At 69.1% G+C, this 22,105-nt stretch carries 22 protein-coding genes; 12 read left to right on the top strand and 10 right to left on the bottom strand.

Annotated elements, in window-relative coordinates:
- The 8 genes from N5D62_RS25470 to N5D62_RS25435 all read left to right on the top strand — a co-directional run.
- A partial coding sequence (locus tag N5D62_RS25470; protein WP_279760827.1) for an exosortase C-terminal domain/associated protein EpsI occupies positions 1-571 on the top strand: 571 nt, incomplete at its 5' end.
- On the top strand, positions 568-1,761 hold the full coding sequence (locus N5D62_RS25465) for a TIGR03088 family PEP-CTERM/XrtA system glycosyltransferase (protein ID WP_279760825.1): 1,194 nt from the start codon (positions 568-570) through the stop codon (positions 1,759-1,761). The genes N5D62_RS25470 and N5D62_RS25465, both read left to right, overlap by 4 nt.
- A 36-nt stretch (positions 1,762-1,797) precedes the next feature.
- Positions 1,798-3,717, top strand: coding sequence for an XrtA/PEP-CTERM system amidotransferase (locus tag N5D62_RS25460; protein ID WP_279760823.1), 1,920 nt, complete (start codon positions 1,798-1,800; stop codon positions 3,715-3,717).
- Between the two features lie 17 nt (positions 3,718-3,734).
- Positions 3,735-4,955: a glycosyltransferase family 4 protein gene (locus tag N5D62_RS25455; protein WP_279760822.1), complete on the top strand. Its 1,221-nt coding sequence runs from the start codon at positions 3,735-3,737 to the stop codon at positions 4,953-4,955.
- A gap of 5 nt (positions 4,956-4,960) precedes the next feature.
- Positions 4,961-6,163, top strand: a complete 1,203-nt coding sequence (locus tag N5D62_RS25450) for a glycosyltransferase family 4 protein (protein WP_279760830.1) — start codon at positions 4,961-4,963, stop codon at positions 6,161-6,163.
- Positions 6,156-7,472: a putative O-glycosylation ligase, exosortase A system-associated gene (locus tag N5D62_RS25445; RefSeq protein ID WP_279760821.1), complete on the top strand. Its 1,317-nt coding sequence runs from the start codon at positions 6,156-6,158 to the stop codon at positions 7,470-7,472. The genes N5D62_RS25450 and N5D62_RS25445 overlap by 8 nt, the downstream gene beginning before the upstream one ends.
- Positions 7,472-8,434 (top strand): polysaccharide deacetylase family protein, encoded by a 963-nt coding sequence (locus N5D62_RS25440; RefSeq protein WP_279760820.1) that lies wholly within the window; start codon positions 7,472-7,474, stop codon positions 8,432-8,434. The genes N5D62_RS25445 and N5D62_RS25440 overlap by 1 nt, the downstream gene beginning before the upstream one ends.
- A 193-nt stretch (positions 8,435-8,627) precedes the next feature.
- A complete protein-coding gene (locus N5D62_RS25435) occupies positions 8,628-9,935 on the top strand; it encodes an ATP-binding protein (protein WP_279760818.1) in 1,308 nt (435 codons plus the stop codon).
- On the opposite strand, the gene N5D62_RS25430 is transcribed toward N5D62_RS25435, so the two are convergent.
- Entirely contained in the window at positions 9,866-10,720 is an 855-nt protein-coding gene (locus N5D62_RS25430) for a metallophosphoesterase (protein ID WP_279760817.1), read from the bottom strand. The genes N5D62_RS25435 and N5D62_RS25430 overlap by 70 nt on opposite strands.
- Before the next feature lie 364 nt (positions 10,721-11,084).
- Between N5D62_RS25430 and N5D62_RS25425 the strand changes: the two genes are divergently transcribed.
- Entirely contained in the window at positions 11,085-11,726 is a 642-nt protein-coding gene (locus tag N5D62_RS25425) for a response regulator transcription factor (RefSeq protein ID WP_279760816.1), read from the top strand.
- A 4-nt stretch (positions 11,727-11,730) separates the two neighbouring features.
- Here the strand turns inward: N5D62_RS25425 and N5D62_RS25420 are convergent, their stop codons facing one another.
- The 6 genes from N5D62_RS25420 to N5D62_RS25395 all read right to left on the bottom strand — a co-directional run bounded on the left by N5D62_RS25420 (position 11,731) and on the right by N5D62_RS25395 (position 16,068).
- Positions 11,731-13,041: a hypothetical protein gene (locus tag N5D62_RS25420; protein ID WP_279760815.1), complete on the bottom strand. Its 1,311-nt coding sequence runs from the start codon at positions 13,039-13,041 to the stop codon at positions 11,731-11,733.
- A gap of 19 nt (positions 13,042-13,060) precedes the next feature.
- The gene (locus N5D62_RS25415; RefSeq protein ID WP_279760813.1) at positions 13,061-13,597 is read right to left on the bottom strand and encodes a hypothetical protein; all 537 of its coding nucleotides are present in this window, start codon (positions 13,595-13,597) and stop codon (positions 13,061-13,063) included.
- A gap of 86 nt (positions 13,598-13,683) precedes the next feature.
- Positions 13,684-14,136, bottom strand: coding sequence for a hypothetical protein (locus N5D62_RS25410; RefSeq protein ID WP_279760811.1), 453 nt, complete (start codon positions 14,134-14,136; stop codon positions 13,684-13,686).
- Positions 14,137-14,213: 77 nt separating this feature from the next.
- Positions 14,214-14,825 carry a DUF2589 domain-containing protein gene (locus tag N5D62_RS25405; protein WP_279760809.1) on the bottom strand — a complete coding sequence of 204 codons (612 nt, stop codon included), beginning with the start codon at positions 14,823-14,825 and terminating at the stop codon, positions 14,214-14,216.
- Between the two features lie 112 nt (positions 14,826-14,937).
- A complete protein-coding gene (locus N5D62_RS25400) occupies positions 14,938-15,456 on the bottom strand; it encodes a DUF2589 domain-containing protein (protein WP_279760808.1) in 519 nt (172 codons plus the stop codon).
- An 81-nt stretch (positions 15,457-15,537) separates the two neighbouring features.
- Positions 15,538-16,068 (bottom strand): N-acetylmuramidase, encoded by a 531-nt coding sequence (locus N5D62_RS25395; RefSeq protein WP_279760807.1) that lies wholly within the window; start codon positions 16,066-16,068, stop codon positions 15,538-15,540.
- Positions 16,069-16,347: 279 nt separating this feature from the next.
- Here N5D62_RS25395 and N5D62_RS25390 point away from each other — a divergent pair, with 279 nt between their 5' ends.
- From N5D62_RS25390 to N5D62_RS25380, 3 genes are all read left to right on the top strand, one after another.
- Positions 16,348-16,776: a hypothetical protein gene (locus N5D62_RS25390; RefSeq protein WP_279760806.1), complete on the top strand. Its 429-nt coding sequence runs from the start codon at positions 16,348-16,350 to the stop codon at positions 16,774-16,776.
- A 198-nt stretch (positions 16,777-16,974) separates the two neighbouring features.
- A complete protein-coding gene (locus tag N5D62_RS25385) occupies positions 16,975-17,181 on the top strand; it encodes a hypothetical protein (protein ID WP_279760805.1) in 207 nt (68 codons plus the stop codon).
- A gap of 85 nt (positions 17,182-17,266) precedes the next feature.
- The gene (locus N5D62_RS25380; RefSeq protein ID WP_279760804.1) at positions 17,267-17,626 is read left to right on the top strand and encodes a hypothetical protein; all 360 of its coding nucleotides are present in this window, start codon (positions 17,267-17,269) and stop codon (positions 17,624-17,626) included.
- Positions 17,627-17,663: 37 nt separating this feature from the next.
- Here N5D62_RS25380 and N5D62_RS25375 read toward each other — a convergent pair whose 3' ends face one another.
- The 3 genes from N5D62_RS25375 to N5D62_RS25365 form a co-directional block, all read right to left on the bottom strand.
- A complete protein-coding gene (locus N5D62_RS25375) occupies positions 17,664-18,224 on the bottom strand; it encodes a GNAT family N-acetyltransferase (protein WP_279760803.1) in 561 nt (186 codons plus the stop codon).
- A 185-nt stretch (positions 18,225-18,409) separates the two neighbouring features.
- A complete protein-coding gene (locus N5D62_RS25370; protein ID WP_279760802.1) occupies positions 18,410-20,827 on the bottom strand; it encodes a hypothetical protein in 2,418 nt (805 codons plus the stop codon).
- 4 nt (positions 20,828-20,831) lie between these two features.
- Positions 20,832-21,893 (bottom strand): PIN domain-containing protein, encoded by a 1,062-nt coding sequence (locus N5D62_RS25365; RefSeq protein WP_279760801.1) that lies wholly within the window; start codon positions 21,891-21,893, stop codon positions 20,832-20,834.
- Positions 21,894-22,105: the final 212 nt, after the last annotated feature.

Here is a 22,105-nt window from a genome sequence, read left to right as displayed (position 1 = left end):
GGTCGTGCCGTCGGATGCCTGGATCCCGGACTTCGAGGGCGCCAACGCCAGCCGCCACCAGCAGTTCACCGGACCGGCCGGCCAGCCGCGCGTCGGCCTGCACCTGCAGCTGTTCCGCGACCAGGACTACGAGCGCAAGCTGGTCAGCTCCAGCAACGCGGTCGTGTCGCCCGAGGACAAGCAATGGGCCGTCACCGGCCGCGGCCTGGCGGACTTCACGCCGGCCGGCCCGGCGGGCGCGGCCCCGGTGCCGGTGCTGACGACGCAGGTGCGCGCCTCGTCGCTGGACGCGGTGACCGCGCCGCGGATGCTGGCCTGGCATGTCTACTGGATCAACGGCCGGCCGATGACCAGCGCCTGGCAGGCGCGCCTGTGGGGCGCGCTGGAGCGGCTGCGCGGGCAGGGCGACGACGCGGCGCTGGTGCTGGTCTACACCGAGGCCGACGCCCAGGCGCCGGAGCGCCTGGGCGCCTTCCTGCGCCAGCACTGGGCGGCGATCGACGCCGAGCTGCGCCGGGCGCGCGACGCGGGGCAGGGCGGACGGCCCGCCGCGCCGGGAGCGGCGCGATGAGCGCCCGGCTGAGCGTGGACCGGGCCGCCGCCGCCGCCGACGAGCGGCCGCTGGTGCTGCACGTGATGTACCGCTTCGACACCGGCGGGCTCGAGAACGGCGTGGTCAACCTGATCAACCACATGCCGGCCGACAAGTACCGGCATGCGATCGTCGCGCTGACCGAGGTCACCGACTTCCGCAAGCGGCTGCAGCGCGACGACGTCGCCTGCATCGCGCTGAACAAGCCGCCGGGCCAGGGCTTCTGGCTCTATCCAAAGCTCTACCGGCTGTTCCGGACGCTGAAGCCGGCGATCGTGCACAGCCGCAACCTGGCGGCGCTGGAAGTGCAGCTGCCGGCCTGGGCCGCGCGGGTGCCGGTGCGCATCCACGGCGAGCACGGCCGCGACGTCGGCGACCTGGACGGCCGCAACCGCGCGTACCAGCGGGTGCGCCGCTTCTACAAGCCCTTCGTGTCGCACTACATCGCGCTGTCGCGCGACCTGGGCGAGTACCTGACCGGCCCGGTCGGCGTGCCGCCGGCGCGGGTGAGCCAGTTCGTCAACGGCGTGGACACGCAGCGCTTCCAGCGCCTGCGGGTGGAGCGCATCGCCGGCTGCCCGTTCGATCCGGACGCGCACTGGCTGGTCGGCACCGTGGGCCGCATGGCGCCGGTGAAGGACCAACTGATGCTGACCCGCGCCTTCATCACGCTGCTGGCCAAGGCGCCCGACCTGCGCGAGCGCGCGCGGCTGGTGCTGGTCGGCGACGGCCCGTTGCGCGCGCCGTGCCAGGCGCTGCTCGACGAGGCGGGCCTGGGCGGGCTGGCCTGGCTGCCGGGCGAGCGCACCGACGTGCCCGCGGTGATGCGCGGCCTGCACGCGTTCGCGCTGCCGTCGCTGGCCGAGGGCATCTCCAACACCATCCTCGAGGCGATGGCCAGCGGGCTGCCGGTGGTGGCGACCGAGGTCGGCGGCAACGCGGACCTGGTCACGCGCGAGCGCAGCGGGCTGCTGGTCCCGGCGGCGCAGCCCGACGCGATGGCCGCGGCGCTGCTGCGCCTGGCGCGCCATCCGGAGCAGGCCGAGGCGATGGGCGAGGCCGGCCGCGACCGCGTCGAGCGCGACTTCAGCATGCGCGCCATGGTCGCCCGCTACCAGGGGCTGTATGACATGCTGCGCGGCCAGAATGCCGCCGGCGACAAGCATTGACGGCCCGGCAAGCGGCCAGGAAGCAGGGGAACGACCATGTGTGGAATCAGCGGACTCTTCGACACCCGGGGGCGGCGTGACTTCGACGGCGCGCTGATGCATCGCATCAACGACTCGCTGCACCACCGCGGCCCCGACGAGGGCTCGATCCACTTGCAGCCCGGCCTGGCCTTCGGCCACCGCCGGCTGTCGATCATCGACATCGCCACCGGCCAGCAGCCGCTGTTCAACGCGGACCATTCGGTGGGCATCGTCTTCAACGGCGAGATCTACAACTACCAGCAACTCACCGACGAGCTGACGGCGCTGGGCTACCAGTTCCAGACCAAGAGCGACACCGAGGCCATCGTGCACGCCTGGTCCGCCTGGGGCGAGGACTGCGTGCACAAGCTGCGCGGCATGTTCGCGTTCGTGCTGTGGGACAAGGCGCGCGACCAGCTCTTCATGGCGCGCGACCGGCTCGGCGTGAAGCCGATGTTCTACGCGCTGCTGGACGACGGCACGCTGGTCTTCGGCTCCGAGCTCAAGGCGCTGCTGGCGCACCCGGGCATGAAGCGCGACATCGTGCCGCAGGCGGTGGAGGAGTACTTCGCGCTGGGCTACGTCGCCGAGCCGCGCACCATCTTCCGCCAGGCGCTGAAGCTGCCGCCGGCGCACACGCTGGTCATCAAGCGCGGCGACACCGCGCTGGGCCAGCCGCGCCGCTACTGGGACGTCAACTTCACGACCGACAACCGGATCGACGAGGTCGAGGCACAGGAAGAACTGACCCGCCGCCTGCGCGAGTCGGTCAAGCTGCGGCTGATCTCGGAAGTGCCGCTGGGCGCCTTCCTGTCGGGCGGCGTCGACTCGAGCGCGGTCGTGGCGATGATGGCCGGCGAGACCAACGGGCCGGTGAAGACCTGCTCGATCGCGTTCGACGACCCGCAGTACAACGAGTCCGCGTTCGCGCAGATGGTGGCGGACCGCTACCGGACCGAGCATCACGTCGAGACGGTGCAGAGCGACGACTTCGACCTGATCGACACGCTGGCGCGCCTGTACGACGAGCCCTATGCCGACAGCTCCGCGATCCCGACCTACCGCGTCTGCCAGCTCGCGCGCAAGCACGTGACGGTGGCGCTGTCGGGCGACGGCGGCGACGAGAGCTTCGGCGGCTATCGCCGCTACCAGCTGCACATGATGGAGGAGCGCATGCGCGCCAGCCTGCCGCTGGGGCTGCGCAAGCCGCTGTTCGGCACGCTGGGCCGGCTCTATCCGAAGGCGGACTGGGCGCCGCGGGTGTTCCGAGCGAAGACCACCTTCCAGGCGCTGGCGCGCAACTCGGTCGAGGCCTACTTCCACACGATGTCCGTGATCCGCGACAACGAGCGCATGCCGCTGTACAGCGCGCGCTTCAAGTCGGAGCTCGGCGGCTACAACGCGCGCGACCTGTTCCTGCAGCACGCGGAGCGCGCCAACACCGACGATCCGCTGGCGCTGATCCAGTACATCGACCTGCAGACCTACCTGGTCGGCGACATCAACACCAAGGTCGACCGCGCGTCGATGGCGCACTCGCTGGAGGTGCGCGAGCCGCTGATGGACCACCCGCTGGTCGAGTGGCTGGCGACCTTGCCTTCGCACATGAAGCTGCGCGGCAGCGAGGGCAAGTGGCTGTTCAAGAAGACGCTGGAGCCGCACCTGCCCGACGACGTGCTGTACCGGCCCAAGATGGGCTTCGCGGTGCCGCTGTCGCGCTGGTTCCGCGGCCCGCTGCGCCAGCGCGTGCGCGGCGCGCTGCTGGGCGGCCCGCTGGCGGACTCGGGCATGTTCGACCTCAAGGCCGTCGGCGCGATGGTCGAGCAGCACGAGAACGGCACGCGCGACCACAGCACGCCGCTGTGGACGCTGCTGATGTACGACGCGTTCCTGCGCAACGTGATGGGCGCGGCGCCGCTGCGCGAAGCCGCCTGACGTCCCCCGAGTACCGGATGAAGATCCTCTATCACCATCGCACCGCGTCCAAGGACGGCCAGGCGGTCCACATCGAGGAGATGATCGGCTCGCTGCGCGCGCTCGGCCACGAGGTGCGCGTCGTGGCGCCCGGCGGCGAGTCGGCGCCGGAAGAGAAATCGAAGATGGGCGACGACGCCGGCTGGGTGCACCGCCTGCGCGCCAAGCTGCCCAAGGGCGTCTACGAGCTGCTGGAGCTGGCCTATTCGCTGGTCGCGTACCGGCGGCTGGCCGCGGCGGCGAAGGACTTCCGCCCCGATGTCATCTACGAGCGCTACAACCTCTACCTGCTCAGCGGGCTGATGCTCAAGCGCCGCCTGGGCGTGCCGCTGCTGCTGGAGGTCAACGCGCCGCTGGTGGACGAGCGCGCGAAGTTCGGCGGCCTGGCGCTGCCGCGCGTGGCGCGCTGGGCCGAGGACAAGGTCTGGCGCGGCGCCGACGCGGTGCTGCCGGTGACGCGGGTGCTCGGGTCGATGATCGCCGCGCGCGGCGTGCCGGCCGAGCGCATGGTCGTCATCCCCAACGGCATCAACGAACACCACTTCGACGCGGCGCCGTCGCCCGAGGACGCGCGGCGCGCGCTGGGCTGGGAGGGCGCGCTGGTGCTGGGCTTCACCGGCTTCGTGCGCGACTGGCATGGCATGGACAAGGTGATCCGCTGGATGGCGACCGACGCGGCGCCGGCCAACGCGCGGCTGCTGGTCGTCGGCGACGGCCCCGAGCGCGCCAACCTGGAGCGTCTGGCCGCCGAGCTGCAGCTCGGCGAGCGGGTGCGCTTCACCGGCGTGGTCTCGCGCGACGACGTGCCGCGCCACGTGGCCGCCTTCGACATCGCGCTGCAGCCGGCGGTGGTGGCCTACGCGTCGCCGCTCAAGCTGTTCGAGTACCTGGCGCTGGGCAAGGCCATCGTCGCGCCGAGCACGCCCAACATCGAGGAAGTGCTGGACGACGACGTCAACGCGCTGCTGTTCGACCCGGCCGAGGCCGGCGCGCTGGAAACGCTGCTGGCGCGCCTGGCCGCGGACGCGGCGCTGCGCCGCCGCCTGGGCGAGGGCGCCCGCGCCACCATCGGCCGGCTGCACCTGACCTGGCACGGCAACGCCGAGCGCGTGGTCGCGCTGGGCCAGTCGCTGAAGGCCGGACGCGGGACGGCCGGCGCGGCCCCCGCGCGATCGCCGGCGGAAGACGCGAAGGCCTGAGCATGCTGAAGCTGCTGACCTTCTCGACGCTATATCCGAGCGCGGTGATGCCCAGCCACGGCATCTTCGTGGAGACGCGGTTGCGCCACCTGGTGGCGTCGGGCCAGGCCGAGTCGCGCGTGATCGCGCCGGTGCCGTGGTTCCCGCTCCAGGGCGAGCGCTACGGCGAGTACGGCAAGTTCGCCGCGACGCCGGCGCGCGAGTCCCGCCATGGCCTGGACATCGCGCATCCGCGCTTCGTACGCCTGCCCAAGGTGGGCATGAGCAGCGCGCCGTACACGCTGGCCTGGACCTTCCTGCGCGCGGCGAAGCGGCTGCAGGCGAGCGGCTACGACTTCGACCTGATCGACGCGCACTACTTCTACCCGGACGGCGTCGCCGCGGCCTTCGTGGCCAAGGCGCTGGGCAAGCCGCTGGTGATCACCGCGCGCGGCACCGACATCAACCTGATCCCCGCCTACGCCTTCCCGCGCAAGCTGATCCTGCGCGCGGCCGAGCAGGCCGACGCGATGATCACCGTCTGCGAGGCGCTCAAGGACGAGCTGGTCGCGCTGGGCGCCGACGCATCCAAGGTCACCGCGCTGCGCAACGGCGTGGACCTGAAGCTCTTCCATCCGGGCGGCCGGGACGAGGCGCGCGCCGCGCTCGGACTGGCGCCGGGGCGCTTCACGCTGGCCTCCGTCGGCCACCTGATCGAGCGCAAGGGCCATGAACTCGTGATCGGCGCGCTGGCCGAGCTGCCCGACGTCGACCTGCTGATCGCCGGCGCCGGACCGGAGGAGGGCGCGCTGCGCCGGCTGGCCGATTCGCTGGGCGTGACGGCGCGGGTGCGTTTCCTGGGCGCGCTGCCGCAGGCGCGGCTGCGCGAGGTGTATGCCGGCGTGGACGCGCTGGTGCTGGCGTCGAGCCGCGAGGGCTGGGCCAACGTGCTGCTGGAGGCGATGGCCTGCGGCACGCCGGTGGCGGCCTCCAACGTCTGGGGCACGCCGGAAGTCGTGGCCAGCCCCGAGGCCGGCGAGCTGATGCCCGCGCGCACCGCCGCCGGCGTGGCCGAGGCGGTGCGCCGCCTGCGCGCCGCGCCGCGCGACCGCGCCGCGACGCGCCGTTATGCCGAGCAATTCAGCTGGGACGCGACGACGCAGGGCCAGCTCGACCTGTTCCACCGCATCCTGGCCGCGCGGCGGTCGCCGGAGCTGCGTCATGCGTGACCTCGTCATCCTGGGCCTGTTCCTGGTCCTGATCTACAAGACCTTCAAGGACCCGATGTGGGGCGTGCTGGGCTGGGTCTGGATGGGGGTCATGAACCCGCACCGGCTGGCCTACGGCTTCGCGCACGACGCGCCGTGGTCGATGGTGATCGCGCTGGCGCTGTTCATGAGCCTGGTACTGCACCGGGACAAGCTGGTGAGGTTCCCGTTCAACGCGGTGACGATCCTGCTGGCGATCTGGATCCTGTGGATCGGCGTGTCGCCGCTGCTGTTCTCGTTCTATCCGGACAAGGAGATGCACTTCTGGTCGCGCGCCTTCAAGGTGCTGCTGATGGTGCTGGTGTCGCTGCTGGTGGTGCAGCGCCGGCGCGACCTGAATCTGCTGGTGCTGGTGCTGGTGATCTCGATCGGCTACTACGGCATCAAGGGCGGCGTGTTCACCGTGCTGTCGGGCGGTTCGGCCCGGGTGTGGGGGCCGGAGGGCTCGTTCATCGAGGACAACAACTCGCTGGCGCTGGCCACGATCATGACGGTGCCGCTGATCCGCTACCTGCAGCTGCAGGCGACCAAGCGCTGGCAGCGCAATTTGGCGATCCTGGCGATGCTGCTGTGCATGGCCTCGGCGGTGGGCTCGCAGTCGCGCGGCGCCTTCCTGGCGATCGTGACGATGTCGTTCTTCATGTGGATGAAGAGCCGCAACAAGCTGCCGCTGGCGCTGGTGGTGCTGGTGGCGCTGCCGCTGATCTTCGTGTTCATGCCCGACAGCTGGACCGAGCGCATGAACACGATCAAGACCTACGACCAGGACGCGTCGGCGCTGGGCCGCATCAACGCGTGGCAGACGGCGTGGCGCATGGCGCTGGACCTGTTCCCGTTCGGCGGCGGTTTCACCGTCGCCGGCCCGGCCGCGTTCGCGAAGTACGCGCCCGATCCGTCGATCCCGCTGACCGCGCACAGCATCTACTTCCAGGCGCTGGGCGAGCACGGCTTCATGGGCCTGTTCCTGTTCGTGGGCATCTTCGCGATGACCTGGCGGCTGGCCAGCGCCACGATCAAGGCGACCAAGGCGCTGCCGGAGCTGCAGTGGGCGCGCGACCTGTCGGCGATGTGCCAGGTGGGGCTGATCGGCTACGCGACCGGCGGGGCCTTCCTGAGCCTGGTGTATTTCGACCTGCCGTACTACCTGGTGCTGATCGTGGTGGTGCTGAACCGCATCGTCGCGGCGGAGATGACCGCGCGCCACCAGGCCGCGGTCGAGTCGGGGCAGGTGCCGCGGGACGTGCACTCGCCGTTCTGGGAGGGCGCGTGATGCTGGCCTCGCTGAGCCTGCTCGGCTGGCCGCGGGGCGAGCCCGCGCTGAGCATCCTGATCTACCACCGCGTGCTGCCGGCGCCCGACGCGCTGCGGCCGGGCGAGATCGACGCCGCGCTGTTCGAGTCGCAGGTGTCCTTCCTGGCGCGGCACTTCGCGCTGATGACGGTCAGCGACGCGGCGGCGGCGCTGCGCGAGGGCCGGCTGCCGCGGCGCGCCGCGTGCATCACCTTCGACGACGGCTACGCCGACAACTGGACGGTGGCGCATCCGATCCTGGCGCGCCACGGCGCGCGCGCGACGGTGTTCATCGCGACCGGCTACCTGAACGGCGGCCGCATGTTCAGCGACACGGTGATCGAGTTCGTGCGGCTGGTGCCGGGGCCGGTGCTGGACCTGTCGTCGGTGGGCATGGGCGTGCATCCGGTGGGCACGGTCGAGGAGCGCCTCAAGGCGGTGTCCGCGCTGCAGGTGCAGCTGAAGTACCTGGCGCCGGACGAGCGCGACGCGCAGGTGGCGCGGATGCTGGCCGCGTGTCCGGTGGGCGCGATGCCCGACGACCTGATGCTGACCGATGCGCAGCTGCGGCAACTGGCGGACGCGGGCCATGAGATCGGCGGCCACACGGTGGACCACACGGTGCTGACGACGCTGACGCCGGAAGGTGCGCGGGCGCAGGTGGCGCAGGGGCGCGATCGCTTGCAGGCGCTACTGGGCCGGCCGGTGCGCAGCTTCGCCTATCCGAACGGGCGCCCGGTGCGCGACTACGACGCCGGCCATGCGGCGATGCTGCGCGAGCTGGGCTTCGAGGCGGCGGTGAGCACCGCGGCCGGCGTGGCGCGTCCGGGGACGGATCCGTTCCAGCTGCCGCGCTACACGCCCTGGGGCGCGTCGATGACGATGTTCGCCGCGCGGATGATGCGCAACGCGCGCATGGGCGGGCCCGCCGCGGTGGTCTGAAGCGACGCGAGCGCAGGCGCGTTCGCGGACCGTGCGCCGACACCCTCGGGAGGGGGCGTTGTCGGGCGACAAGCACCCCCAAAAGAAAAGCGCGCCGTCGTGGGCGTGGCGCAACGACTGACCCCGTTTCGACGGGGTCGTTCGTTTCCGGGGTCTTTCAGCGGGCGAAGAATTCGTGGCCTGGAGGTCCTGCATGCCACACGTCACGATCGATTCCCCCGGCCGCGCCGCTGCCGCTGCCGCTGCCGATACCGATGCCGAGGCCCACGCCGACGCGTCGGCGACGCTGTTCCCTCGGCGCGAGCTCGCGCGCGACATCGCCGCCGAGCTGATGTCCGGCGCCGGGCAGCGCGGCATGCTGCTCAGCGGTCCGCGCCAGACCGGCAAGAGCACCTTCGTCCAATGGGACCTGGTGCCGGCCCTGGTCGCGGCGCACGGCGCCCATGTCGTCTACATCGACCTGTCGGCCGATGGCGACGTCGATCCGGCCGTCTGCATCGAGCAGGCGCTGCGCGAGGAGGTGAAGGCCTTCGACGGCCTGGTGATGCGGGTGGCGCGCAGCCTGGGCCTGACCAACATCCGGCTGGGCGGCCTGGAGATGGAAGTCGCCCGGGCGCACGCCACGCACTCGAAGCGGACGCTGGGCCTGCTGCAGGCGCTGGCGCGCGCGGCGAACCGGCCGCTGGTGGTCGTGATCGACGAGGTCCAGCTCTGCCAGCAGAGCGAGGCGGCCTCGCGGCTGCTGGTCGCGCTGACGCGCAGCGCGAGCCGCATGAACCGGGAACGCGAGCACCGCGTGCGGGTGCTGGCGACGGGCTCGCATGCGCACAAGCTCCACGCCTTCCTGTCCAGCAAGCGGGACGCCTTCCACGGCGCGAAGGTGCGCGCGCTGCCGCCGCTGGATGCGGCCTTCCTGGACTGGCTGCGGCCTCGCCTGCCGGAGCGGGCTCGACCCGAGGCCGCCGCGATGTCCCAGGGCTTCGACGCCTTGCTGCGCCGCCCCCAGGAGCTGCTGGATGCCTGCGACGAGTTGCGGGCGATGCATCCCCGGTCGCCCGACGCGGTGGCGCAGCTCTTCCAGGGCCTGGTGGAGCAGCGCTGCGCGGAGGGGCGGGAGGACCTGATCGTCAAGCTGCGGTCGCTGCCCGAACTCGAGCTGGCGCTGGTGCGTGTGCTGGCCGAGACCGGCTACCGCTTCGCGCCGCACATGACCTGGTGCCGCGAACGGACCGCGGCCATGATCGAGGTGATGCAGGGCCGGCCGCGCGCCGAGCCGCTCACGACCGCCGACATCGAGGCCGCGCTGGACCAGCTGGCCGCCAAGGCGATCGTCTGGCGGGGATTCGGCATCGCCTTCGAGGAACCGCGCTTCGTGTCCTGGATCCTGGCGATGGACCCGGCCACCGACTTCCGCGTGGAGCGCGACGAGGCTCAGCCGCCCGGCGACTTGCCGACGGTGAACAACACCCACTCCGGGCGCATGTTGATGCGCACCGGATAGATGCTGACGCCCAGCCCGCTGGTGATGTAGACGGGCCGCGTGCCGACCGTCACCCAGCCGTGGGTCTGGTTCTTGGGCCAGCCGTGGGGCGCGACGATGGAGCCGCGGAACGGGATCCACACCTGTCCCCCGTGCGTGTGACCCGCAACGGTCAAGCCGGGCAGGGCGGTGAGACCGCGCGCGCTGGCGGGATCGTGCATCAGCGTCAGGCCCTGCGCGCCGGGCGGCAGCGCGCGCGGCGCGCGCCAGGGCTCGGCGTGGCCGGACATCCGGTCGCCGATGCCCATGACCCACAGCGCGGTGCCGGGCAGCGGCACGGCCTCGTTGAGCAGCACCGTGATGCCCGCCTCGCGCAGCGCGCGGTTGAAGCGCGGGCCGTCGGTCCACCAGTCGTGGTTGCCGAGCACCGCGTACACGCCGTGCGTGGCCTTCAGCCGGCCGAGCACGGCGGCGACCTGCTCCGGCGTGGTGCCGTCCTCGCCGCGGCCGGAGATGAAGTCGCCGGGCAGCAGCACGACATCGGGTTGCGCGGCGTTGATCTCGTCGACGAGGGCATTGGCGCGCGCGATCGTCATCACGCGCTGGAACTCGTGCGCGATGTGCCAGTCGGACGCGACGGCGACCTTCAGGCCCGGCGGGCCGCGCCAGTCGGGCACCTCGACCGGGATGTCGCGGCGGGCGACCCAGCGCGGTTCGATCAACACGCCCCAGACGGCCAGCAGCGCGACGAGGAGGATCAGGAACAGCAGGGCCTTGAAGAGCTGACGGAGGACGTACAGGAACATCGGAACAAAGGGGAAAGGGTCGATGGGCGCCCGTCGGCGCGGCGCCGGGGCGTTCGGTCTGGAGCGCCCTGGGGCGGCAGTGTGCCTGGAATGCCGACGGCCCGTTCGACGCGCGCCGCGTCCCCCGAGTCGCGGGGTCGCAACGCCCGCCCTGCAAGACATTACAGTTGCGCGCGCCCGATGTTTTTCCCGTTCCAGGTCTTGCCTCGCGGCGCCATCGGACCGTGGCCGCGCACCGAGGCGCGTCTCGGTGAATCGCTGACCTCATTCGCGGTATCGCCTCGATTGCGGAGGCTCCCAATCCTGTTTGCAATCGCCCACGTAGCCCATGTCGCAGGGCTCGATTAACAGGGAGCAAACAAGCATGCGAACTCGATTGATGGTGATCGCGCGTCACCAATTGCTGCGGGAGGCCCTGGCCTCCCTGATCCAGGAACAAGGCGGACAGGAACTGGTGGCCCAGGCCGGCGACGGCCAGGAGGCGGTGCGGCTCGCCAGCCGCTTGCGCCCGGAAGTGGTGCTGATGGACATGGAGCTGCCCGGGCTCAATTGCGTCGATACGACGCAGCGCATCGTGGCGGCCTCGCCGTCGACCCGCGTGCTGTGCCTGGCCGACGAGGAACCGCCGCATCGCATGCGCGCGGCGCTGGACGCCGGGGCCAGCGGCATCCTCGCCAAGGACAGCGGCGTCGACGAACTGGTGCGGGCGATCGGCGCGCTCGGCCGGCGCCAGTTCTACCTGAGCCCGTCGCTGACCGAGGCCGCCGTCATCGCCTGCGCCCAGCCGACGGCCGCGCCCAGCGCCTTCGTCCGGCTCACGCCCAAGGAGCGCGAGATCGTGCAGTTGCTCGCCGAGGGGCTGTCGACCAAGCACATCGCCGCGCAGCTCGGCGTCAGCCAGAAGACAGTGGCGTCGCACCGCGAGCACGCGGTCAACAAGCTGGGACTGCGCGGCCTGGCCGACATCACCCGCTACGCGATCCGGGAGGGTCTCGCCCGTCCTTGAGCGCTCAGGCGCCGGGACGCTCCGGCGCGCCCGGCGCGCTCGGTGCGTCCGGCGTGCCCGGCGTGCCCGGCGCGTCCGGCGTGCCCGATGTGGCCGATGTGCCGGATGTGCCGGATGTGCCGGATGTGCCTGGCGTGCCGGGCATGTCGGACGCGTCGGGCATCTCCGGTACGCCCAGGCGCTCCGCCGCGCTCGTGGTGCTCGCGGTGCTCGGCATCTCCGGCTCGGCGTCGGGCGCCGGCGCGCCCGTCACCAGCGCGTCCAGGATCGCCGACAGCCGCTGCCGCGCCGCGTCGTCCGGCGCGGCGGCCAGCAGCTCGCCCTGCACGCCCATCAGCTGCCGCGCCAGCGCCAGCCGGTTCTGCATCGCCGACTGCCGCGCCTCGGCCTGCGAGTGGGTCCGCGTCTGCTCGACCAGTTGCTGGCGGTCGCTGTCGAACATCGAGTCCACCGTGTCCACCAGCCGTTGCAGCACCCGGTGGGTGAGGCGCGCGGAGAAGCCGCCCAGCAACGCCAGCAGCGGCCGCTGCAGCGAGCCGGCGTTGTTCACGCTCTCCATCGGGATCAGCACCGCGAGCATCAGGCCCGACACCAGGCCTAGGCCGATGCGGATCCAGTACGAGGCGTCGTACAGCGGGTCGTAGGTGGCCCGCGAGACATAGGTCTGCGCGGTGAACAGCGCCTGGAAGGTCGCGCCCAGGCCGGCCGCGGTCAGCAGCAGGGCGGTCACGGCCACCTGCTGCAGCCCGTCGAGCGTCAGCAGGTCGGACGACAGCGCGGGTCCGTCGATCAGCGGCGACTGCGCGACCGTCATGAACGCGACCAGGCAGCAGAACGCCGCCAGCGTCAACCAGCGCACGTTGCGCATCGGACCGAGCAGCGGCAGCGCGCCCGCGTCGCGGGCGGCGTGCATCAGCCGCAGCGTGCCCGGCCGCGCCGGCGCCACCAGCGCGGCCAGCCGCGCGTGCACGCGGGACAGCGTCTCCGGATCGTTCGTCGACGCGGCATCCGCGCGCGCGGCGGAGCCGGCGCCGGGGCCGCCCGTGCTCGTGCTCGTGCCCATGCCCGTGCCCGTGCTCCTGCGCGCCGCCGCGCCGGGCGTCGACTCGTCGTCGCCCGGGCCCAGCACGGCCAGCGCGGTGCGCATCAACGTGGGCGGGACCTCGCGTCCGGTCGCCAACGCGTGGCGCAGCATCGCGGCGATCTCCGCGCGCAGCTGCGCCAGCACCTGGAGGCGGTCCTGCGGCGCGGCCCCGTCGGGGCTGGCCCGGCCGGGTCCCGGGGAGGGCGTCGCGATGGTGGGCGGGCCGGCCATGGTCGTCAGCGCCCGGCGCTCATGGCGACCGCTTGGCCGGCGCGGCCGGGGCGACGTTGACCGGGCTGCCGGTCGGCGCCTGGTCCTCGTACGAGTAGCCCGGCTGGCCGTCGGCGCGCGGCCGCAGCAGCACGCGCTTGCCCTTGCCGCCGACCGAGACGCAGTAGGCGCCCATGCCCCCCGACGCCGTGCCCGCGACCGAGGCCGTGTACAGATGGCCCGCCTCCGGGACGTAGCCGTTGTACGTGAGCGCGACGTGGCAGCGGAACTGCTCCTCGTAGTGGACGTCGTAGCCGCCATTGCCCTGGGGCGTCAGCGTCACCGGCACCAGGCGCGGCAGCTCGCCCGGCTTGGGCTTGAGCGACATCGTGCCGGTGAGGGTCGCCGTCGGCGGCTCGCTGGCGGCGGGCGCCGTCTGCGCCCACGCGCCGGCGGGCAGCAGCGGCGCCGCCAGCAGCGCCAGCGCGCCTGCCAGCGCGACGGACATCGAGGCCGCGTAGGCGGCCGGCGCGAAACGTCCCGGGGCGGGACGGCGGTTCTTGCGGAAAGCGATCATGGGAACTCCTTGGCCGCGTGTCGCGGCAGCGTTGAAGACAGGTGCTTGAAGGCAGGTCGCGCCGGCGGGGCGCCGCGCGCGGCGGACTAGGCGTCGAGCAGCGCGCCGGTGCCGCCGGCCGGTGGCGGATCGGTCCCGTCGGTCGAGGCCACGTCCGTCGAGGCCACGTCGGTCACCGCGCCGGCATCGGCGGCGGGCCCGGTCCCGGCGGCGTCGCCGGCGGCGGGTCCGGGCGCGTCATGCGATGGCGGCGGAGCGGCGGCCGCCGGCGCCTGGCGCGGCGGCTTGGGCGGCGGCTTGCGCGGGAAGCCCACGTGATAGGCCATCCACTCGAGCACCACCTGGTGCTCGCCGATGCGCACCAGCGTGAAGCTGCGCTCCACCGACAGCAGCGTGCCGCGCGGATGCGAGGCGCCGGACAGGCAGTCGTTGAGCTCCTCCATCTGGGCCTCGGTCTCCTCGCGCGTGCACAGCCGCGCGGGGTTGTCGCTCCCGACGACGATGCGCTTGATGTACTTGACGTTGCTTTGATCGAACATGACGGCTCCGAGGGGCAGGGCAGGCCCGCCCGCGCCCGGGCGCGGACGGACCTGCGTGGCGGGCGCTCGGGCCCGGATCAGACGGCGGTGGGCGCGCCGACCTTGCGCGGGGCGACGGCGGACTGCAGGATGTCCATCACCCGCGCCAGGCCTTCGGGCATGCCGTCATCGACGGCGTGGACCTCGACGTGGTACTTGGCCGAGTTGTCCGAGGTGCGCGTGTTCTCCTTGTGCGAGGACACGGAGCCGCTGACCGTCACCGACGCCTTGAAGGGGCCGAAGCCGATGCTGGCCGTGCCGGAGGCGGCGGCCTGCGAGCTGCTTTGCTCCTTGGAGGCGAAGGAGGACTTCACTTCCATGTCGAAGATGATGTCCACCTTGGTGATGCTCAGGTTGGGCACCTTGACGATGGCCAGCAGCGGCACGCTGAGCTCGACCTGCTCCTCGTAGAAGGTGCCGTCGGCGTTGTTGGTGTTGGCCGTGGGTCGCTTGAAGTTGAAGTTGACCTGGCGGGTCGCGCCCGGGTTGCCGCTGGCGTCGACGTCGAAGCCGACGGTCTGGATGAAGTCGGCGGTCGCCTTGGCGAGCCGGATCTGCGCGTCGCAGGCGGCCGTCAGCGGCGAGCCGATGAGTTCGCCCATGGGCAGACCCTTGTACTGGTCGGCGATGTTGACGAGATCGGAAGGCATTCAGTTCTCCTTGAATCGGCAGGAACACGACGGCGCCGCAACCGTTGCGGCGCCGGCATCGGCGGTGCCGTCCGCCGATCCGGGGACGGGCCGGCGGCGCGCCGGCCGCGCCTCATAGCGTTTGCTGCGTGTCGAAGACGCCTTGCACCTGGTTGAGCTGGCCGACCAGGCGGGCGTGGCCTTCGGTGGGCTCGCAGCCCTCGACGCGCAGCACCACGTGGGCGGTGCTGCGCCGGCCCACGAGGGGGCCGCGGGTGTGGACCTGCACGCTCTTGCGCGTGGCGCCGGCCGCGCCTTGCCAGTCGCTGCCGGTGGGGGTGGGGCGGGCGTCGGGCAGCGGGTCGTCGGAGAGCGCGCCGAGGTCGACGTCGAAGCGCATCTCGACGTCCTTGATCTTGAGCGCGTTGGCCGGCACCAGGCCGAGCAGCGGCGCGCGGTACAGGTCCTCGGTGCCGGGGTCGGCGTCGGGCTGCATCGACGGCAGCCGCATGACGACGGTGCGGGGACGGTTGTCCTCGTCGAAGTACTGGCCGAGCTTGGCGATCTGGTGCTGCTCGATGCGGTCCTGGGCATCGATGACGGCGCCGGCGAGCGCCTCGATGAGTTCCTTCAAGTCGACACGTGAGCTCATGGGAGAGTCCTTCCCTGCGGGATGGTTGGAGGTCGGTGGTGGAGGGCGGCGCGCGCGGGCGCGGCGCCGCGGGGCGGGGCGTCAGAGCACCGGGAAGGCGTTGACGCGGTTGAGCCAGCCCTTGAGGAACTTGCCCAGGTCGGGTTGCCGGGCGACGAGGCGCTCGTAGTAGGCGATGCGGCGTTCGCGCAGCCCGCGGTAGGCGGTGGTCGGGTCGACGCGCTGGAGCGCCTGCGCGGTCAGCGGGCCCCAGGCGCCATCGGGCGTGATGGCGGCGCCGTGCTCGACCAGCAGTTCCTGCAGCTCGCGGATGGCGTGGCCGCCGGCGTTGACGTGGAAGTCCACCAGCATCTCCGCCAGCGGCTGCAGCAAGATCGTGTCGGCGCCGACGGCGTCCCAGTACTTGAGCTTGTAGATCCGGCCCGCGTCCTCCTTGCTCAGCCGCTTGAGCGCCTCGAGGCTGGTGTCGGTGAAGCCGACCGAGGGGCCCAGGCCCTGGAAGGTCTTGAGCGTGATGCCCAGGTTGGTGGGACCGCCGGGGTCCTTGGGGTCGTTGACGTAGCCGCCCTCGAAGCGGAGCAGGGTCGGCAGGTACTGGTTGAAATCGGCCATGTCGTGGCACCTCAGGGTTGGGATCGACGAAGGTCCGGACCGGGGCGGCCGGCAGCGCCGGAAGACCCGGCGACATGGCGTTCATCGTCGGCAAGGGAGGTCGGCGCGGGCAGCGGCGCGGTGCCGCGAGCGCGCGGTGGGAATGGCCGAGGCGGTCTCGGCAACTTGGAAGGCGTGTCTGGGCGGCGGGCCGATTCCGCGCGGGGGCGGGGCGGCATGGAATGAGGGCGCATCCAGAGCCGGATGCGTTTTCTTTCACCTCATCCAAGGAGAGACACGATGCCCACGCTTGTGAACATCACCGCCGCCACCCCGACCGCCGTGCAGATCTGGGGCTTCCACGACCCGTGCAGCGTCAAGGACGTGGCCAAGGCGCTGGAGACGATCGCCGCGCAGCTGCGCGGGGACGGCCACACGATCCACATCATGTCCGGCACGCACGGCTACTGCAAAGGCAAGGTCGGCGCGGTCGCGACGCGCGAGGAGAAGTTCGCCAACGAGGATCGCGCGCTGGCCAAGCCGAAGACGGCGGACGGCAAGACCGTGCAATTGGACGTGCACGACTTCAACACCGCCGGCCTGTCGGGGCCGGACCCGGTCACGGCGGCGATGTCCAAGCTGAACACGGAGATGCGCGCCTCCGTGACCGGCAGCGGCAGCAAGGACACGTTCCTGCTGGCGTACTGCTGCAGCGCCGGCACGCGCTGATCGGCGTCGGTCCACGACGCCCTGGCCCCCGCCGTGGGGCCGCGCCGGCCGCCGTTTCGTGAGGAGCGGCGGCCGGTCGCGCTTCAGGAGGCCGAGGGTTCCGTCCGTCGCGCGATCGGTGCGCCGGCGGGGGCGGGCGACTAGGCTGCCGGATGGCCGCGGCGTTCGATCGCGGCGTTCCCCTTCAAGGAGCTCATCATGGGATTCGTCGGATGGCTGTTCTGGCTCGTGCTGTTCGTGCTGTGCTGGCCGCTGGCCTTGCTCGCGCTGGTGCTGTGGCCGCTGGCGTGGCTGCTGACGTTGCCGTTCCGGCTGATCGGGCTGAGCGTGGAGGCGGTGTTCGCGCTGCTCAAGGCGATCCTGTTCCTGCCGGCTCGGGTGCTGGGGTGGCGGGAAGGGCGCTGAGCGCCGCGGGGGTGAACGCGTTCTTCACGACGACATCGCGCGCTTGGAGAATGCGCCCTCCACATCACCCCAGGGAGGGACTTTCATGAAACACGCGATGCATGCGTTGCTGACGGCCGGCCTGTTGCTGGGCGCCGCGGGCGCCAAGGCGGAGACCTATGACGCCGTGAGCCCGGCGCGGGCGATCAAGGAGATCAACTTCCAGATGACGCCGCAGCGCGATGGCGGCGCGGTGTACTTCGTGGCAGACGGCGGGTGGCAAGCCACGGGGTGCCCGAACGCGCGCTACGCCTACGTGCCGGAGTCCTGGAGCGGCGCCAAGATCGCGACGGCGATCGCGCTGTCGGCGAAGTCCTCGGGGCGGATGGTCCGGGTGTCGGGCATGTGCGGCGACTCGGCCGGGGATACGACCTATATGCGGGTGTACTACATCACGATGGAGTGAGGAGGGCGGCGGCGATGTCGCGCCTGGCGAGGGTGGTTCAGCCGCGCGGTGCCGCCGGGAGGCGGAAGACGAGATCGCCGTCGTCGTAGGTCATCAACGCGGGCGCCAAGGCGGGATCCACGGGCAGGTAGCCGCAGCGGGTCAGCAGCCGGCTGCTGCGCGCGTTGGCGGGCAGCGTGGTCGCCCAGCATTCGGCTTCGGGATGGAGGCGGGCCAGCTCGTCATGCAGCCACGCGAGGCCTTCGGCGGCGTAGCCGTGGCCCCAGTGCGTGGGGCCGAGCAGGAAAGCGACTTCGGCAATGCCGTCGTGCACCGTGGCTTCGAGGCGGCCGATGAGCGACTCGCTGCCGTGCAGGCGCATGCCGTAGTTGAGCCAGCGCTCCGATGGGCGATCGGCCGGTGGGCCGGCGAGGGCGCGTTGAAGTCCCAGTGCGATGACGCCCGCGTCGTCCGGCAGCCCGCCGATGTGCGCGTAGACGCGTTCGTCCCAAAGCACGGGAGCAAGCAAAGGAAGGTCGGCTTCGACCAGAGGCGTGATGACGAGGCGAGGGGTTTGCAAGGTGAGGTTGGCCATGCGCTGGGTTTGAATCGGCGACATGCTATGCGGCCGTGCGTCCAAACGAACTTCAGGATCTGGTGGGGGCATATGAATCCGCTCGGCGAGCAGACGGTCATTTGCGCGCACCAGCGAACGTGCACGCTCGGTTGATGCTGATCGGCATTCTTTGAAGCGGCCAACGGCCGGTTTGCAGCGGTTTCGGTCTAAGCCCCTGAGGGAGACTCCTACTCTTCACCGTACTGAAACTTCCGAACGGCAATGGACTCGTCTGCACGACGACGCTCACTCTCACTCATGGCCTGGAGCTCGTTGACATATTTGGCAGTAAAGCTACGGACGCGTTCGTCGGGGTCCTGAAGCCATTCAAGGATCTCGCTACGCTTCTTGTCGTAGGCCTCTGCCATCCCATACTCGCCCGACACTACACCTGTGCTCATCAGCGCGATCTCTACCTCGTTGATGAGTGGACTGCTTCGGGGCAATTGCTTTATGAGTTCCTTCGCAACAGGCTGGATGAATGCCTCTCCGCCGTATGCTCGTAACACGCCAGCGACAAATGCAATATCCTTTTCGCCACCATTTCGAACGAGGCGAACGAGTTCTGCTTGGAAGCCCTCAGAGAAATGAGGAAAGATGGCCTGCAGCAGCTTTGCACCCCTGAACTCAAAGAGCGACTCATCAGTCGAGTAGCGGTCCATGACCTCTGCGACAACCGCCTTTGGGTCCTTGGAAAGGCTGTCCTGTAGTGTGTGGAACTGGTACGGCAACTCCTCGTAGTCGTCGGCAACTGCGGCGGGGACTGCGTTGGGGTTATAGAGTCGGTCGCACAGGTACTCAACAACCACACCAGGCTCTCGCTCTGCGATAGCTGCCAGTACGTCTTCTGCCTGATAGTCAATCTTTGGCAAAAGGCGCAGGTTTTTCAGCACCTCACGGCGCTCTTCAGGCGAGAACTCGCCGACCATCTCCGTCGCTTCCTTTCTGTACCAAATCTCTTGAACCCAGCCCGCATCTCCAAGGTCGGTCAAGCGCGATAGGGCACGCAGGAAGAGCGTCTTCAGGTCCGCCTTCCGGGCCCCAGAATTGGACCTACCAACGGCCACCGTTGCAACCTGGCGGACGACAAAAGTGTCGCGAAGGCGGGTCGCCTTATCGAGAATCCTATCGAGGATGTCGAAGTCAATATCCTTGGTCGACAGGAAGACCTTTGCGCAGGCGATCAGAAACGACGTCTCCTTCTCAGAAGCCTCATCTATCCACCTTGTCATCAGAGGGAGGAGCTGCGCCTTTTTGTCTCCGCCCCAGATACCCCGGAGCAAAGGTATGAGGAACCGAGACAGTGGATCAGCATGCTGGGTTAGCAGTTCAAAGCCGAAGTCGGGGTACGACGCTGCAACCTCGGTAAGGAACTCATAGAAGACAGGAAATGTGGCCAAGTCGTTGGACTCAGTCTGAGCAAACCTCAAGATTCGAGCGCGCCACACATCGAAGCCATCGGCTGGAACCTGTGCGGCCAAGACCTTTGACTGCGCTACCCTCCAATCCTTCGAACCGAGCGTGAAGGACTCGTCTTTGCGGTCCTTGGTCCAATCGCCGAATATCCCTTCGAAGCCAACGAGAGTCTTATAGACACCGTACTCTGCGTTGGCGTCAATGATCGCCTTAACCTCAAGCGCAACGGCCTTCACCTCCGTCGATGAAGTGTGAAAGTAAATCCAGTAGCTGTCATGTTCGAGCTTCTGAATGATCTGCAGGTCGTCCTCCTCTTTGGCGACGTCGCCAAAGAACCGCAAGACCTCCTGAGCGTTCGCGGAAATCATCTCCGCAAAATCTTTGTCGACAGCGCCCCTGCTATCTCCCCGAGCTGCCGAGTTCATTGCCCTGATGACAGACAGCTTCTGAGACTTTGTCTCGACTAGCCGATATAGCTTCTTCACCAACGCAATGCTTCGCGTGCGGACGGCTACAACACCCTTGTGAGCAGGAGCTATCGCTTGAGACAATGTCACACCGCTAGACGACCACTTCGTCGATTCCATGGATGTCGACAGAAGGGCCTCTAGGAGGGTAAGCACGCCGCGCAAGTGTTGCTTCAGGTACTCGTCATCCTTATTTTCTAGGGTCTCAATCACCAAGGTTTGAGGCGCTGAGCCGATGCCTCTAGCTGCCCCGTCGCCGAAGTAAACCGAGATGTTGTACTTGGCTACGGCGCCCAAATCTGAAAATGCCGCTTTGCGCACCGACTCTTCTTTGTGCGTCGATGCCCACAGCAGGCTGTCAACAACGGTTGGAGTTTCCAGGTAGCGCAATGCGTTGAGTAGGTCGATGGCTTTGGTCATTAACCTCTGAGCGTTGCGATATTTGGACAGCGCCGCTAGCTGCTCCCCTTGCTCATCTGTATAGGCCAGCGAGCGGGTTTCAATCGTGCGAAGAAAGGCGTCCGCAGCGGCTACGACCTCATTGCTGCGCCGAAATCCCACTGTGAGCAGCATATCGAGACTGAACTCAAGGGTTTCGTAATCGACGCCGTTTGCGAGGCTTGTGATTGCCTGCTCACATGCGCGTTTAATCGCCTCATCGGCGGCCGGTGTGGTTGATTGAGCCAGGCGTTCAAGAACTTTGATGCGGGTAGCGCGCTCCACGATTTCAGCCTCCGAAGCCCGTGAGCTTAATCATTTCAGTCTCAGCCTGCTGCACCGCCTTCTCCAGCAACTCGCCTTTGACGGCTAGGTAGTTGTGACCGGTGTCTCGTATCAGCCCAGCCAACGCCAAACGTTCCAGAGCGTTGCGCGCCGCGTCTGTGGTGGCGCCGGACTGCACGAGCAGGTCGACGGCCTGCTGTTTAGCAGCCCGTTCCAAAAATCCGACGAACCCAAGGGCCTTGATGTCCAGAAGGCTCAGGTGTCTCGTACGAGCTGTAAGCAAAGCCTGCAGCATGTCGGGCTGGACTTCCGGCTGCAGCAACACCTCTGCGGACGTCACCGGCAAAACTGGCGCGGCGCGCTCATTTCTCATGTACGCCTGGACTATGGGATGGTCCCCCATCAACACGTCAGTGGTGCGCATTGAAGCGAGGTCCGCAAATCGAGCCTTCAGCGCATCGACAACTGGCGACACGCCATTCGTCTCGGTAGTTCTGAACGCAGTCAGTTTCAGCCCCTTGGCCACGGCTTCCTTGCCAAGGCTGGGGGCGAGCACGTCTTTTTCGAAGAAGCCAACCTCATCGCGAGTCACAAATATCACTTCGGAACCCGGGGGCAGCGTCAAAACGCTTTCCCAGATGAGGCAATCCTTGTAGCCGTGGTCGGACTTCGACGTCGGTCGCCGACCCTCCATGGAGCGGTCGGACGCGGCGATTTTGAGCGCGTCCGTCGTGGGAACGACATGGATGACATCGTCAAGCTGATCCAAGATCTCACGGGCCTGCGCGATTCCAAACTGCGCCTTTGGCAGCAACCCGAATAGGTCGAACCCGCAGAGCGTTTTCAACCTATCAACCTCTTTCACCGTCTTTTGTAAGGCTTCGTCGCCAGCGATGGTGAATTGCTTGATGTACTCGGCACGCAGGATCTCGGGCACCAAAAGCTTTGCTTTCTTGGCGCGGAGCATGTCAATGAGAAGCGGCCCACCCTTCTTGCGAAAAAGGTGCGCATCACGCGCACCGACATTGGTGTCGCACAAGACAAAAAGTTGCCCGTCGTCTGCCATAGCCGTCCAATTGGAAATTGCCCCCAGATTCTAGGTGGGAGTCCCGTTTCAGCTGACGTGATGGCCAAGCGTCAGCCAATACTTCTCCATGAATCACGTCGGCTGGATCGATCATTGACGTCGCGGCTCTTCGACCGGCTCATGGCCAGCGCCTCAATTCGCCGCGCCGAAGAGAGGTGCGACTGTCGCGCCGGCAAGAGCGGACATTCGCG

The organism is Mitsuaria sp. GD03876, assembly GCF_029840635.1.
In the GTDB taxonomy this organism is placed as follows: Bacteria; Pseudomonadota; Gammaproteobacteria; order Burkholderiales; family Burkholderiaceae_C; genus Roseateles.
The sequence above is the reverse complement of the archived record's forward strand: the minus strand, read 5'-3'. Positions and strand labels throughout refer to the sequence as shown.

Bases quoted from the DNA above. Each gene is read 5' to 3' on its own strand.
- N5D62_RS25365 (WP_279760801.1), bottom strand. From the start codon at position 21,893: ATGGCAGACGACGGGCAACTTTTTGTCTTGTGCGACACCAATGTCGGT.
- N5D62_RS25410 (WP_279760811.1), bottom strand. From the start codon at position 14,136: ATGTTCGATCAAAGCAACGTCAAGTACATCAAGCGCATCGTCGTCGGG.
- N5D62_RS25395 (WP_279760807.1), bottom strand. From the start codon at position 16,068: ATGGCCGATTTCAACCAGTACCTGCCGACCCTGCTCCGCTTCGAGGGC.
- N5D62_RS25400 (WP_279760808.1), bottom strand. From the start codon at position 15,456: ATGAGCTCACGTGTCGACTTGAAGGAACTCATCGAGGCGCTCGCCGGC.
- N5D62_RS25385 (WP_279760805.1), top strand. From the start codon at position 16,975: ATGGGATTCGTCGGATGGCTGTTCTGGCTCGTGCTGTTCGTGCTGTGC.
- N5D62_RS25380 (WP_279760804.1), top strand. From the start codon at position 17,267: ATGAAACACGCGATGCATGCGTTGCTGACGGCCGGCCTGTTGCTGGGC.
- N5D62_RS25440 (WP_279760820.1), top strand. From the start codon at position 7,472: ATGCTGGCCTCGCTGAGCCTGCTCGGCTGGCCGCGGGGCGAGCCCGCG.
- N5D62_RS25415 (WP_279760813.1), bottom strand. From the start codon at position 13,597: ATGATCGCTTTCCGCAAGAACCGCCGTCCCGCCCCGGGACGTTTCGCG.
- N5D62_RS25430 (WP_279760817.1), bottom strand. From the start codon at position 10,720: ATGTTCCTGTACGTCCTCCGTCAGCTCTTCAAGGCCCTGCTGTTCCTG.
- N5D62_RS25425 (WP_279760816.1), top strand. From the start codon at position 11,085: ATGCGAACTCGATTGATGGTGATCGCGCGTCACCAATTGCTGCGGGAG.
- N5D62_RS25420 (WP_279760815.1), bottom strand. From the start codon at position 13,041: ATGGCCGGCCCGCCCACCATCGCGACGCCCTCCCCGGGACCCGGCCGG.
- N5D62_RS25390 (WP_279760806.1), top strand. From the start codon at position 16,348: ATGCCCACGCTTGTGAACATCACCGCCGCCACCCCGACCGCCGTGCAG.
- N5D62_RS25435 (WP_279760818.1), top strand. From the start codon at position 8,628: ATGCCACACGTCACGATCGATTCCCCCGGCCGCGCCGCTGCCGCTGCC.
- N5D62_RS25455 (WP_279760822.1), top strand. From the start codon at position 3,735: ATGAAGATCCTCTATCACCATCGCACCGCGTCCAAGGACGGCCAGGCG.
- N5D62_RS25445 (WP_279760821.1), top strand. From the start codon at position 6,156: ATGCGTGACCTCGTCATCCTGGGCCTGTTCCTGGTCCTGATCTACAAG.
- N5D62_RS25465 (WP_279760825.1), top strand. From the start codon at position 568: ATGAGCGCCCGGCTGAGCGTGGACCGGGCCGCCGCCGCCGCCGACGAG.
- N5D62_RS25405 (WP_279760809.1), bottom strand. From the start codon at position 14,825: ATGCCTTCCGATCTCGTCAACATCGCCGACCAGTACAAGGGTCTGCCC.
- N5D62_RS25460 (WP_279760823.1), top strand. From the start codon at position 1,798: ATGTGTGGAATCAGCGGACTCTTCGACACCCGGGGGCGGCGTGACTTC.
- N5D62_RS25375 (WP_279760803.1), bottom strand. From the start codon at position 18,224: ATGTCGCCGATTCAAACCCAGCGCATGGCCAACCTCACCTTGCAAACC.